Source organism: Citrobacter sp. Cb080 (genome assembly GCF_030334745.1).
In the GTDB taxonomy this organism is placed as follows: Bacteria; Pseudomonadota; Gammaproteobacteria; order Enterobacterales; family Enterobacteriaceae; genus Citrobacter; species Citrobacter braakii.
In genome coordinates this window covers 23,687-37,271 of the sequence record NZ_JAOWDG010000028.1, presented here as the reverse complement: position 1 = coordinate 37,271, position 13,585 = coordinate 23,687, and the positions used below count along the sequence as shown (strand labels likewise).

Here is a 13,585-nt window from a genome sequence, read left to right as displayed (position 1 = left end):
GTGTGACGCAGTCATCAACGCAACAAATAGCGACGCATTTTGCGTTTATTCCGGCGATAACGCGCGCGTAATGGGATTTAAGCTGTCGGCTGAATTTTGTCATTTGCGGAGGAGATATGCTCGATAAGCTCGACGCCGCCTTACGTTTTCAACAGGAAGCGCTGAATTTGCGCGCCCAACGCCAGGAAGTATTGGCGGCCAACATAGCCAATGCCGACACGCCGGGGTATCAGGCGCGCGACCTGGATTTCGCCAGTGAATTAAAAAAAGTCATGGTGCGGGGACGGGAAGAAACCGGCGGTGTCTCGTTGACGCTGACCTCTGCACAACACATTCCGGCCCAGACCGTTTCCGCTCCTTCTACGGAACTGCTCTACCGCATTCCTGATCAGCCGTCTCTCGATGGCAACACGGTAGATATGGACCGGGAGCGTACGCAATTTGCAGACAACAGCCTCAAGTATCAAATGGGGCTGACCGCGTTGGGTGGACAAATCAAAGGCATGATGAACGTGCTGCAAGGAGGGAACTAATTCGTGGCGCTGTTAAATATTTTTGATATCGCAGGCTCTGCGCTGACGGCTCAGTCTAAGCGCCTGAACGTGGCAGCCAGCAACATGGCGAATGCGGATAGCGTCACCGGACCTGACGGTCAGCCCTATCGCGCGAAGCAGGTTGTTTTTCAGGTTGATGCCGCGCCAGGTGCGGCAACCGGTGGCGTAAAAGTCGCTGACGTCATTGAAAGCCAGGCGCCGGATAAGCTGGTTTATGAACCCGGTAATCCGCTGGCCGATGCGAACGGTTACGTAAAAATGCCGAATGTGGACGTCGTCGGCGAAATGGTCAACACCATGTCAGCCTCGCGTAGCTACCAGGCAAACGTTGAAGTGCTCAATACGGTGAAAAGCTTGATGCTCAAAACGCTGACGCTAGGCCAGTAAAAGGAGGCGCACATGTCTATTGCTGTAAAAATGAATGACCCGAGCACGACGGGTGTGAATGACGCAACGGGGAAGAGTTCGCTGACGGGCAGCAACGCCGCGGACCTGCAAAGCAGCTTCCTTACGCTGCTGGTGGCACAGCTGAAAAACCAGGATCCAACCAACCCGCTGCAAAACAACGAACTGACCACCCAGTTGGCGCAAATCAGTACCGTGAGTGGAATTGAGAAACTGAACACCACGCTGGGATCGATCTCCGGGCAGATCGACAACAGTCAGTCGCTGCAGGCCAGTACGCTGATTGGCCACGGTGTCATGATCCCAGGTACCACCATCCTGACCGGTAAAGGTACGGAAGAGGGCGCAAAAACCACCACTACGCCGTTTGGCGTTGAACTGCAGCAACCGGCAGATAAGGTTACCGCAACCATTACCGATAAAGACGGCAAGGTGGTACGCACCATTGATATTGGTGGGTTGAAAGCGGGCGTTCATACCTTTACCTGGGACGGCACCATGACCGATGGCACGGATGCGCCAAGCGGTTCTTACAACGTGTCAATTGCTGCCAGTAATGGCGGAACACAACTGGTGGCTCAGCCGCTTCAGTTTGCGCTGGTGCAGGGCGTTATTCGCAGTAACGGCGGTAATACGCTGGATCTGGGCACCTATGGAACCACCACCCTCGACGAAGTACGGCAGATCATTTAAGCCTTCACACTTATCAGGAGTAAGTCATGGCCTTTTCACAAGCGGTCAGCGGTCTGAACGCTGCAGCGACCAACCTCGATGTCATTGGTAACAACATCGCCAACTCCGCCACCTACGGTTTTAAATCCGGTACGGCCTCGTTTGCCGATATGTTCGCCGGTTCTAAAGTGGGTCTGGGCGTTAAAGTTGCGGGCATTACCCAGGACTTTACCGACGGTACCACGACCAACACCGGTCGCGGGCTGGATGTCGCTATCAGCCAGAACGGTTTTTTCCGCATGGCAGACAGCAACGGTTCCGTTTTCTACAGCCGTAACGGTCAGTTCAAGCTCGATGAAAACCGCAATATCGTCAACATGCAGGGGCTACAGCTGACGGGCTATCCGGCTACCGGTACACCGCCAACGATACAGCAAGGTGCTAACCCGGCGCCGATCACTATCCCGAATACGCTGATGGCGGCTAAAACCACCACGACTGCGTCAATGCAGATCAACCTGAACTCCACTGACAAGGTGCCAACGAAGACCCCGTTTAATCCCAGCGATGCGGATTCCTACAACAAAAAAGGCACCGTTACCGTTTTCGATAGCCAGGGTAACGCCCATGACATGAATATTTTTTATGTCAAAAATGCGCAGAGCAACACCTGGGAAGTTCACACACAGGATGCTTCAACCGGAGCCGCTGCAAAATCAGCAGGGTTTATGCGCTTTAATGAAAATGGTGTGTTCTTAGGGATTAGCGCCACAGCCGCCGAGGCGGTACCAACGCCTCCTACCGTCTGGCCAAAGGAAATCAACATCACAACCGGGCAGATTAACGGTGCTGATGCGGCAAATTTCTCCCTGAGCTTCCTGAACTCCATGCAGCAGAACACTGGCGCCAACAACATCGTTGCCACGAATCAGAATGGCTATAAGCCGGGCGACCTGGTGAGCTACCAGATTAACAATGACGGTACTGTGGTCGGTAGCTACTCCAACGAACAGCAACAGGTTCTGGGGCAGATCGTGCTGGCAAACTTTGCCAACAACGAAGGTCTGGCTTCTCAGGGTGACAACGTCTGGGCAGCTACTCAGTCTTCCGGCGTGGCGCTGCTGGGTACCGCAGGCGAGGGTAACTTCGGCAAGCTGACCAACGGCGCGCTGGAAGCATCAAACGTGGATTTGAGTAAAGAACTGGTGAATATGATCGTCGCCCAGCGTAACTATCAGTCGAACGCGCAGACCATCAAAACCCAGGACCAGATCCTCAACACGCTGGTCAACCTGCGCTAAGCGCCTGACGGGATGGCTTAATGGATCACGCAATTTATACCGCCATGGGCGCGGCCAGTCAGACGCTGAATCAACAAGCGGTGACGGCCAGCAACCTGGCAAACGCCTCAACGCCGGGTTTTCGTGCGCAGCTCAATGCGCTGCGCGCGGTTCCCGTTGAAGGATTGTCTTTACCGACGCGTACGCTGGTGGTGGCCTCCACGCCGGGGGCCGATATGACGCCGGGTCAGATGGACTATACCTCACGTCCGCTGGACGTGGCGCTGCAACAGGATGGCTGGTTGGCTGTGCAGACCGCGGACGGTAGCGAAGGATATACCCGAAATGGCGCCATTCAGGTAAGCCCTACGGGGGAACTGACCATTCAGGGACACCCGGTGATTGGCGAAGCCGGACCAATAGCCGTACCGGAAGGTTCAGAAGTCACCATTGCGGCAGACGGCACGATCTCGGCGCTCAACCCTGGCGATCCGGCTAACACCGTTGCGCCAGTTGGGCGACTGAAACTGGTGAAGGCCACGGGGAGTGAAGTGCAACGTGGCGATGACGGTATGTTCCGTCTGACCCAGGCCGCGCAGGCTACCCGTGGCGCTACGTTACAGGCTGACCCCAGCATTCGCGTTATGTCGGGTGTGCTGGAAGGCAGTAACGTTAAGCCGGTAGCCGCGATGAGTGACATGATCGCCAACGCCCGTCGTTTCGAAATGCAAATGAAGATTATCAGTAGCGTGGATGATAACGCGGGTCGCGCCAACCAACTGCTGTCGATGAGTTAATACAGGACATTTTATGATCAGTTCATTGTGGATCGCCAAAACCGGCCTGGATGCGCAGCAAACCAACATGGATGTGATTGCCAACAACCTGGCAAACGTCAGCACCAACGGATTTAAGCGTCAACGTGCCGTTTTTGAAGATCTGTTGTACCAGACGATTCGCCAGCCTGGCGCACAGTCTTCTGAACAAACCACACTGCCGTCTGGTTTGCAGATTGGTACCGGTGTGCGCCCGGTCGCGACTGAGCGTTTACACAGCCAGGGGAACCTGTCGCAGACCAACAACAGTAAAGATGTGGCGATTAAAGGGCAGGGCTTTTTCCAGGTCATGCTGCCTGATGGCACGTCCGCCTACACCCGTGACGGTTCTTTCCAGGTGGATCAGAACGGTCAACTGGTGACTGCGGGTGGTTTTCAGGTTCAGCCGGCTATCACCATCCCGGCTAACTCGCTCAGTATCACCATTGGACGCGACGGTATCGTCAGCGTAACCCAGCAGGGCCAGGCAGCACCGGTTCAGGTTGGGCAGCTTAACCTGACTACTTTTATGAACGATACCGGTCTGGAAAGCATTGGTGAGAATCTGTACACCGAAACGCAGTCATCCGGTGCGCCGAATGAGAGCACTCCGGGGCTGAACGGCGCGGGTCTGCTGTACCAGGGTTATGTTGAAACCTCTAACGTCAACGTGGCGGAAGAGCTGGTAAACATGATCCAGGTGCAGCGCGCTTACGAAATCAACAGTAAAGCGGTATCGACCACCGATCAGATGCTGCAAAAACTGACGCAACTCTAAAGTGTGGCCCGGTGGGGTGAAAGCCTCACCGGCACACTGATTTTGAAGATGACCGCAATGCGAAAATACGCGCTTCACCCATACCCAATTTTAGCCCTGTTGGTGGTTTCACTGACAGGATGCGCCTGGATCCCGGCCACGCCCCTCGTGCAGGGCGCAACGTCTGCCCAGCCTGTTCCTGGCCCGACGCCGGTGGCGAATGGATCAATCTTCCAGTCGGCCCAACCGATTAACTACGGTTATCAGCCGCTATTCGAAGACCGCCGTCCGCGCAATATTGGCGATACGTTGACCATCGTATTGCAGGAAAACGTCAGCGCGAGCAAAAGTTCTTCGGCTAATGCCAGCCGCGACGGCAAAACCAACTTTGGTTTTGATACCGTACCGCGTTATTTGCAAGGACTGTTTGGCAACGAGCGTGCTGACGTAGAAGCTTCAGGCGGTAACACCTTTAACGGTAAAGGCGGCGCGAACGCCAGCAATACCTTCAGCGGTACCCTGACCGTAACGGTCGATCAGGTACTGGTGAATGGCAACTTACATGTTGTGGGTGAAAAACAGATCGCCATTAATCAGGGCACTGAATTCATTCGCTTCTCCGGGGTCGTTAACCCGCGCACCATCAGTGGCAGCAACTCCGTACCGTCAACTCAGGTTGCGGACGCACGTATTGAGTATGTCGGCAACGGCTACATCAATGAAGCGCAGAATATGGGCTGGTTGCAGCGTTTCTTCCTTAACTTGTCGCCGATGTAAGCGAGGTAGCCAGTGTTTAAATCTTTAGTTGGAATGGTACTGGTGCTGATAACCACCTTTGCGCATGCCGACCGTATTCGTGACCTGACCAGCGTTCAGGGCGTGCGGGAAAACTCGTTGATCGGTTATGGGCTGGTGGTCGGTTTGGATGGCACGGGTGACCAGACTACCCAGACGCCGTTTACTACGCAAACGCTCAACAACATGCTTTCGCAGTTGGGAATTACCGTGCCAACCGGCACCAATATGCAACTGAAAAACGTGGCGGCGGTGATGGTGACCGCGCAATTCCCGGCCTTTGGTCGTCAGGGGCAAACCATTGACGTGGTGGTCTCTTCCATGGGGAACGCCAAAAGCCTGCGCGGCGGAACGTTGCTGATGACCCCGCTGAAAGGGGTCGATAGCCAGGTATATGCGCTGGCGCAGGGGAATATTCTGGTAGGCGGTGCAGGCGCGGCTGCGGGTGGCAGCAGCGTGCAGGTAAACCAGCTCAATGGCGGACGTATTACCAACGGCGCGACCATCGAACGTGAATTACCCAGCCAGTTCGGCGGCGGTAACACCATTAATCTGCAGCTCAATAATGAAGATTTCACTATGGCGCAGCAGATAACCGACACCATTAACCGTTCGCGCGGCTTTGGTAGCGCCACTGCGCTGGACGCTCGGACGATTCAGGTACGCGTGCCAAGCGGCAACAGTTCGCAGGTGCGTTTCCTTGCTGACATCCAGAATATGGAGGTGAACGTCACGCCGCAGGATGCGAAAGTGATTATCAACTCGCGCACCGGATCCGTCGTTATGAACCGTGAAGTCACACTGGATAGCTGTGCCGTCGCGCAAGGCAACTTGTCGATTACGGTAAACCGCCAAGCGAACGTCAGCCAGCCGGATACACCGTTTGGCGGTGGACAGACCGTGGTGACACCTCAAACCCAGATCGATCTGCGCCAGAGCGGCGGTTCGCTGCAAAGCGTGCGTTCCAGCGCCAACCTGAACAATGTTGTGCGTGCGCTTAATGCGCTAGGGGCAACGCCGATGGATCTGATGTCCATTCTGCAATCGATGCAGAGCGCGGGATGCTTACGCGCCAAACTGGAAATCATCTAATGATTGGTGACAGCAAACTGCTGACCAGTGCCGCCTGGGATGCGCAATCACTGAACGAACTGAAAGCGAAAGCGGGTCAGGACCCGGCGGCGAATATCCGCCCGGTTGCCCGTCAGGTTGAAGGGATGTTCGTACAAATGATGCTGAAAAGCATGCGTGAAGCGCTGCCGAAAGATGGCGTTTTTAGCAGTGATTCAACACGTTTGTATACCAGCATGTATGACCAACAAATTGCGCAGCAGATGACCGCAGGTAAAGGTCTGGGACTGGCTGAAATGATGGTTAAGCAGATGACTGAAGGGCAGGCGCAACCCGCAGACGATGCGCCGCAGGTGCCAATGAAGTTCTCCCTGGAAACGGTGACCAGCTATCAAAACCAGGCGCTGACGCAACTGGTCCGTAAAGCCATTCCCCGCGCGACGGAAAGCAATGATGAGCCGCTGTCAGGTGACAGTAAAGACTTCCTCGCCCAGCTATCGCTGCCGGCTAAGCTGGCAAGTCAGCAAAGCGGGGTTCCACATCATCTGATTCTGGCGCAGGCGGCGCTGGAGTCCGGATGGGGCCAGCGACAAATCCGCCGTGAGAACGGTGAACCGAGCTTTAACATTTTTGGCGTGAAGGCTTCGGGAAGCTGGAAAGGCCCAACCACCGAAATCACCACCACCGAATATGAAAACGGCGAGGCGAAAAAGGTGAAAGCCCGATTCCGCGTCTATAGCTCTTACCTTGAGGCACTGTCGGATTATGTCGGTCTGATATCACGTAACCCGCGCTATGCGGCGGTAACCGCCGCTGCTACCGCCGAGCAAGGGGCACAGGCTTTGCAGAATGCTGGTTACGCGACCGACCCTAACTATGCGCGTAAATTAACCAGCATGATCCAGCAGTTGAAATCGATGAGCGAAAAAGTGAGCAAAACCTACAGTACGAATATCGATAATCTCTTTTAAATAGCTCAAGTCTACCAACCTGCTGCCGATAATAACGAGTATTGAAGGATTACAAGGAACCTCCATGTCCAGCTTGATTAATAACGCGATGAGTGGACTCGCCGCAGCGCAGGCCGCGTTGAATTCTGCCAGTAATAACATCTCCAGCTATAACGTTACCGGATACACCCGTCAAACGACAATTATGGCACAAGCGAACAGCACGCTGGGTGCGGGGGGCTGGGTTGGCAATGGCGTCTATGTTTCTGGCGTACAGCGCGAGTATGACTCCTTTATCACGAATCAGTTACGTGCCGCGCAGAACCAAAGCAGCGGCCTGACAACGCGCTATGAACAAATGTCGAAAATCGACAATCTGCTCTCCAGCAAAACCAGTTCCATTTCGACCTCAATGCAGGACTTTTTTACCAGCCTGCAAACGCTTGTCAGTAACGCGGAAGACCCGGCGGCGCGCCAGGCGCTGATCGGTAAAGCTGATGGTTTGGTCAACCAGTTCAGAACAACTGACCAGTATCTGCGTGATCAAGACAAGCAGGTTAATACTGCGATCAAGGCCAGCGTTGACCAGATCAACAACTATTCAAAACAGATTGCCAGCCTCAACGATCAGATTTCCCGTCTGACCGGCGTCGGTGCGGGCGCATCGCCTAACGATTTACTTGACCAGCGCGACCAACTGGTCAGTGAACTGAACCAGATTGTCGGTGTAGAAGTCAGCGTTCAGGACGGTGGGACTTACAACATAACCATGGCGAACGGCTATTCACTGGTGCAGGGCAGCAATGCACGCCAGCTGGCGGCTGTGCCCTCCAGTGACGATCCCAATCGTATCACAGTGGCCTACGTCGACGGGGTTGCTGGCGAGGTTGAAATTCCCGAAAAACTGTTGAATACCGGTTCACTGGGCGGGCTGTTGACCTTCCGTTCTCAAGAGCTTGACCAGACGCGTAACACACTGGGCCAACTGGCGTTGGCGTTTGCCGATGCGTTTAACACCCAGCATAAAGAGGGTTTTGACGCGAACGGCGATCAGGGTAAGGATTTCTTTGCTATCGGTAGCCCGGCAGTATTCAACAACGCTAAAAATACAGGAACAGGATCGTTAAGCGCGAAGATTACCGACAGCTCTGCTGTACAGGCGGCCGATTATAAAATCGTTTATGACGGGACGGACTGGCAGGTTACTCGCCTGGCGGATAATACCAGCTTCAAAGCTACCGTTACCGGTGGGAAGATGTCCTTTGACGGGATGGAAATCACCGTAAATGCTGGCGCAAAAGCAAATGACAGCTTCACAGTGAAACCTGTCAGTAACGCCGTTGTTGATATGAAAGTCATGGTGACCGATGAGTCGAAAATCGCCATGGCCCAGGTCTCAAAAAATGATCCGGACCCGGATATTGATAAGGGAAAAAGCGATAACCGTAACGGTCAGAAACTGCTGGATCTGCAGACCAAAGCTACCGTGGGTAATAAGACCTTCAACGATGCATATGCCACGCTGGTAAGCGATGTCGGGAACAAAACCGCGACGCTGAAAACCAGCGCCATTACCCAGAACAACGTGGTAACGCAGCTTTATAAGCAGCAGCAGTCTATTTCCGGCGTCAACCTCGACGAAGAATACGGTAACTTACAGCGCTACCAACAGTATTACCTGGCTAACGCGCAAGTGCTGCAAACTGCAAATGCGCTGTTTGATGCACTGATTAATATTCGCTAAGGGAGAGGGACACAATGCGTATCAGCACCCAGATGATGTACCAGCAGAATATGCGTGGCATCACTAACTCTCAGGCTGAATGGATGAAGTTCGGCGAGCAGATGTCAACGGGCAAACGTGTGATCAACCCATCTGACGATCCGATCGCCGCCTCGCAGGCCGTGGTGCTTTCTCAAGCACAGGCGCAGAACAGCCAATATACGCTGGCGCGTTCATTTGCGACGCAAAAAGTATCGCTGGAAGAGAACGTACTGAGTCAGGTAACGACGGCAATTCAGACCGCGCAGGAAAAAATTGTCTATGCTGCGAATGGCACGTTAAGCGATGACGACCGTGCATCGCTGGCCACCGACCTGCAGGGGATCCGCGATCAACTGATGAACCTGGCGAACAGCACCGACGGTAATGGGCGCTATATTTTTGGCGGATATAAAACAGAATCTGCACCGTTTGCTCAGGCAGATGGCGCTTACAGCGGCGGTACAACAAATGTGACCCAGCAGGTCGATGCCTCCCGCACCATGGTGATTGGTCATACTGGCGATAAAGTATTTGTTAATCTGACCAGCAATGCCGTACCGGAACCAGGCGGCGGTACTCAGGAAAAGAACCTGTTCAAAATGCTGGATACCGCTATTGATGCGCTCAAAACCCCGATTGAGGGCAATGACGCGGCAAAAGCTACCGCCTCTGCAGCCATTGATAAAACCAGTCGTGGCCTGAAAAATTCACTGAATAACGTGCTTTCTGTTCGTGCAGAATTAGGGACTCAGCTCAGCGAGTTAAGTTCACTGGATTCACTGGGCGCCGATCGCGCATTGGGCCAGACTCAGCAGATGAGCAATCTGGTGGATGTTGACTGGAACGCAGCGATTTCGTCCTACGTGATGCAGCAGGCCGCACTGCAGGCATCGTACAAAACGTTTACCGATATGCAGGGAATGTCGCTATTTCAACTGAACCGGTAACACCTTTTTGAACATATCATGAAACTGGATATGTTTGTCTGCCCGCTCCTTTAACACCCCGGAGCGGGCATTTTTTTAGGCCACTGTTATTTTCTCAGCGACAGATTCCCCGTTAATCTTATTTCCCACGCAATCGCACCGCTAAAGATTGCCAGCGTAACCACGCCTTCTCAGTTTGCCAGTGCGTAGAGCAGAGATAAAAAAAAGCCGACCCGAAGGTCGGCTTTGATGTTGATTATGACTTACTCAATGGGCTGCGGGCGCGTTGCTGGCGCAGTCGCCTGGTGCGTGGCGCTGTGTCCACCTGCGGCACCTTTACCTTCAAAGGCGAATTCCGGGCGTTGCCAGTCACTATGACGCGGCGCTTCAGGCACATACTCTGGTGCCGGAGCACGGGTCATCGGGGCGGCCGCGTGGCTGTGAAGATGTTCTGCGTCAATGCGGGTTGCGACAACTTCAGCCTTAGCGACTGTGTCTTCGACGACAGGTGCGGCAACAACCTCTTGCGGCGCGGCAACTTCTTCAGCCACTGGCGCTGTTTCCACAACCTCGGCAATCTCTTCAGCCACTTCAGGCTGAGAAATAACAACCTCCGCAGATTCTTCGACAACCGGCGCAGCCACAATTTCAGCGACAGGTTCGGCTTTCGCCGCGGTATCCTCAGCAACAGGCGCGTCAGATTCAGCGATAATTTGCGGTTGTTCCTCGACCGGAGTAGCGATGACTTCCGGATGCGTGGTTTCAACGACGGTAGCCTGAGGTTCAGCAATGACCACCTCTGGCTGTACGGTTTCAACCGACGCAGGGGCGTTCACAATATGCTCAACGGCAGCTGCAGCAACCTGAGGCTCTACGGCGACTGGCGTTTCCTGCTCGCGCTGCTCTGCAACCTGCTGATCCTGAGGACGAGCAACAGGGTAGCGGATCCAGACTTTACCGGACGCTAATTCTGGAGATGCGCAGGCAACCATTAACGGCATCGGCGACTGAACCGGGTAACGCTCGTCACGATAGCGACGACGGCGTTGTCCACTGACGCGCAGATGGCGAGGTGAGCGACGGGAACGACGCGGCATACCATTAGAGTCACGCGCTTCGCTGTTGTCTTCCTGCTCAGTCGCAACGACGGCAGGCAGATCAACTTTCGCCAGTTCTGTACGCTGTGCCGGTACGGACTGTTCAGTTGGTTGAGCGACAGCCGTTTCAGTGACCACCTCGGCAGTCGCGACTTCGGCTTCAACAGCCGGGCTGTCTGTGTAACGAACTTTCTGAGTCAGCTGACGCTGTTTACGGCGAGTCTGAGGCTGACGAACGCGCTCTTCCTGCTCGGTATCCTGCGCAGGTTGTTCTGCCAGGTTCAGCTCTTTAACTTCCTGCTGCGCCTGACGCTTATCATCGTTGCGACGGCGGTTGCGCTCGCGACGCGGAGCCTGCTGGTCATCACCGGATTTCGCTTTGTCGGCGACCTCAGTAGACTGCTGGCGGTTATCGCGTGCTTCCGCATTTTGCTGCTGCGACTGACGGCGGTTACGGCGGTTATCTTCACGGTTTTCACCGCTTTCTGAACGCTCGTTACGGTTATCACGCTCGCCACGGTTGTCGCGATTATCACGACGATCGTTACGGTCGCGACGATTGTTCTGACGCGGTTTACGACGATCCTGCTGGCGATCGGTTTTCTCTTCAGCTTTCGGCGCAGGTTGTTCAACCGGTTTCACTTCTTCGCTACCGCTGAAGATGGACTTCAGTGCGCCGAAGAAACGGCTAATCAAACCTGGCTGCGCGGCGACGGCCGCGGTCGCTGCTGCGGCTTTAGGCGCGGCGGCCTTCGCAGTAGGTTCCTGCAAAGCAGGGGCTGGCGGCACCTCTGGCATAGCAAAGGTGGCCAATGCCGGCTGCTCTGGCTGTTTACGCTCGACGAACTCTTCTTCCGTCGGCAATGCCATCGCTTCTTCATGCAGTTTCGGCAGCAGGTAGCTCAGGGTTGGTGTTTCTTCCCCTTTGCGTACGCGCAGCACGGAGTAATGCGGGGTTTCCATCTGATCGTTTGGCACAATCACACAGCGCACGCCATTCTGACGCGTCTCGATGGCATTTACCGCGGTACGTTTTTCGTTGAGCAGGTAGGATGCGATCGGCACAGGAACAATAGCGTGAACTTCCTGCGTATTTTCTTTCAGCGCTTCTTCTTCGATCAGACGCAGAATAGACAGCGACAGTGATTCGTTATCACGTACGGTACCCGTGCCGGAGCAGCGTGGGCATACGTGATGGCTGGATTCACCCAGCGACGGGCTCAGACGCTGGCGGGACATCTCCAGCAGGCCGAAGCGAGAAATATGGCTGATCTGAATACGCGCTCTGTCCTGGCGCACGGCTTCACGCAGGCGGTTTTCAACCGCACGCTGGTGACGAACCGGCGTCATATCAATGAAGTCGATTACGATCAGGCCGCCGAGGTCGCGCAGACGCAACTGACGAGCAATTTCATCGGCTGCTTCAAGGTTGGTGTTGAACGCAGTTTCTTCGATGTCGCTGCCGCGGGTCGCGCGTGCGGAGTTGATATCGATAGCGGTCAGCGCTTCTGTGCTGTCGATAACGATTGAGCTGCCGGACGGTAGACGCACTTCGCGCTGGAATGCGGACTCAATTTGAGATTCGATTTGATAGTGGCTGAACAGCGGGATTTCACCGGTGTACAGTTTGATTTTGCTGCTGAAATCCGGACGACCCAGCGCGGCGATGTGCTGACGCGCCATCTCCATAACTTTCGGGTTGTCGATGAGGATTTCGCCGATGTCCTGACGTAAATAGTCACGGAATGCGCGAACGATAACGTTGCTTTCCTGATGGATCAGGAACGGAGCAGGGCGGCTGTCAGCGGCTTTTTGAATCGCTTCCCAGTGCTTCAGGCGGAAACTCAGGTCCCACTGCAGCGCTTCGGCAGATTTGCCGACACCTGCGGTACGCACGATAAGCCCCATGCCATCAGGCAGTTCCAGGCTTGCCAGCGCTTCTTTTAATTCGGTACGGTCGTCGCCTTCAATGCGACGGGAGATACCGCCCGCGCGCGGGTTGTTCGGCATCAGAACCAGATAACTACCTGCCAGGCTGATAAAGGTGGTCAGCGCAGCGCCTTTATTGCCGCGTTCTTCTTTATCGATCTGAACAATGACTTCCTGACCTTCGCGCAACACGTCTTTAATGTTGGGACGACCATGGGAGTTGTAGCTAGCGGGGAAGTATTCGCGGGCAATTTCTTTTAACGGGAGGAAACCGTGACGTTCAGCGTCGTAATCAACAAAAGCAGCTTCCAGACTCGGTTCAATACGGGTAATTTTGCCTTTATAGATGTTGGCTTTTTTCTGTTCGTGTCCAGGACTTTCGATATCCAGATCGTACAGACGCTGCCCATCTACAAGGGCGACACGCAACTCTTCCTGCTGAGTCGCGTTAATTAACATTCTTTTCATCGTAACTTACTCATTATTCTTACATTGACGACTAAGCTGCGGGCAGAGTAATGCCTTTCCGGGTGTGAACCGATGGCCTCGTGTCTATTCGCGTCGCCAAC

Annotated in this window: 12 protein-coding genes; 11 read left to right on the top strand and 1 reads right to left on the bottom strand. The window is 54.5% G+C overall.

Annotation, left to right across the window (positions count from 1 at the left end):
• Positions 1–116: 116 nt before the first annotated feature.
• From flgB to flgL, 11 genes are all read left to right on the top strand, one after another.
• Positions 117–533, top strand: a complete 417-nt coding sequence (gene flgB, locus OGV38_RS03630; RefSeq protein WP_016152626.1) for a flagellar basal body rod protein FlgB — start codon at positions 117–119, stop codon at positions 531–533.
• A gap of 3 nt (positions 534–536) precedes the next feature.
• The gene (gene flgC, locus OGV38_RS03625; RefSeq protein ID WP_006685091.1) at positions 537–941 is read left to right on the top strand and encodes a flagellar basal body rod protein FlgC; all 405 of its coding nucleotides are present in this window, start codon (positions 537–539) and stop codon (positions 939–941) included.
• A 12-nt stretch (positions 942–953) separates the two neighbouring features.
• Positions 954–1,652, top strand: a complete 699-nt coding sequence (gene flgD / locus OGV38_RS03620; RefSeq protein ID WP_016152627.1) for a flagellar hook assembly protein FlgD — start codon at positions 954–956, stop codon at positions 1,650–1,652.
• 26 nt (positions 1,653–1,678) lie between these two features.
• Positions 1,679–2,932 (top strand): flagellar hook protein FlgE, encoded by a 1,254-nt coding sequence (gene flgE / locus OGV38_RS03615; RefSeq protein WP_286472950.1) that lies wholly within the window; start codon positions 1,679–1,681, stop codon positions 2,930–2,932.
• A 20-nt stretch (positions 2,933–2,952) separates the two neighbouring features.
• Positions 2,953–3,708, top strand: coding sequence for a flagellar basal body rod protein FlgF (locus tag OGV38_RS03610; protein ID WP_016156188.1), 756 nt, complete (start codon positions 2,953–2,955; stop codon positions 3,706–3,708).
• A 13-nt stretch (positions 3,709–3,721) separates the two neighbouring features.
• Positions 3,722–4,504, top strand: a complete 783-nt coding sequence (gene flgG, locus OGV38_RS03605; protein ID WP_003036202.1) for a flagellar basal-body rod protein FlgG — start codon at positions 3,722–3,724, stop codon at positions 4,502–4,504.
• 57 nt (positions 4,505–4,561) lie between these two features.
• The gene (gene flgH / locus OGV38_RS03600; RefSeq protein ID WP_016152630.1) at positions 4,562–5,260 is read left to right on the top strand and encodes a flagellar basal body L-ring protein FlgH; all 699 of its coding nucleotides are present in this window, start codon (positions 4,562–4,564) and stop codon (positions 5,258–5,260) included.
• A 33-nt stretch (positions 5,261–5,293) separates the two neighbouring features.
• The gene (locus OGV38_RS03595; RefSeq protein ID WP_019076467.1) at positions 5,294–6,370 is read left to right on the top strand and encodes a flagellar basal body P-ring protein FlgI; all 1,077 of its coding nucleotides are present in this window, start codon (positions 5,294–5,296) and stop codon (positions 6,368–6,370) included.
• Positions 6,370–7,320: a flagellar assembly peptidoglycan hydrolase FlgJ gene (gene flgJ, locus OGV38_RS03590; protein WP_016152632.1), complete on the top strand. Its 951-nt coding sequence runs from the start codon at positions 6,370–6,372 to the stop codon at positions 7,318–7,320. The genes OGV38_RS03595 and flgJ overlap by 1 nt, the downstream gene beginning before the upstream one ends.
• A gap of 64 nt (positions 7,321–7,384) precedes the next feature.
• Positions 7,385–9,043, top strand: a complete 1,659-nt coding sequence (gene flgK / locus OGV38_RS03585) for a flagellar hook-associated protein FlgK (RefSeq protein ID WP_286472949.1) — start codon at positions 7,385–7,387, stop codon at positions 9,041–9,043.
• Between the two features lie 14 nt (positions 9,044–9,057).
• Positions 9,058–10,011, top strand: a complete 954-nt coding sequence (gene flgL / locus OGV38_RS03580; RefSeq protein WP_016152634.1) for a flagellar hook-associated protein FlgL — start codon at positions 9,058–9,060, stop codon at positions 10,009–10,011.
• Between the two features lie 242 nt (positions 10,012–10,253).
• On the opposite strand, the gene rne is transcribed toward flgL, so the two are convergent.
• The gene (gene rne, locus OGV38_RS03575) at positions 10,254–13,484 is read right to left on the bottom strand and encodes a ribonuclease E (protein ID WP_286472948.1); all 3,231 of its coding nucleotides are present in this window, start codon (positions 13,482–13,484) and stop codon (positions 10,254–10,256) included.
• Between the last annotated feature and the right edge of the window lie 101 nt (positions 13,485–13,585).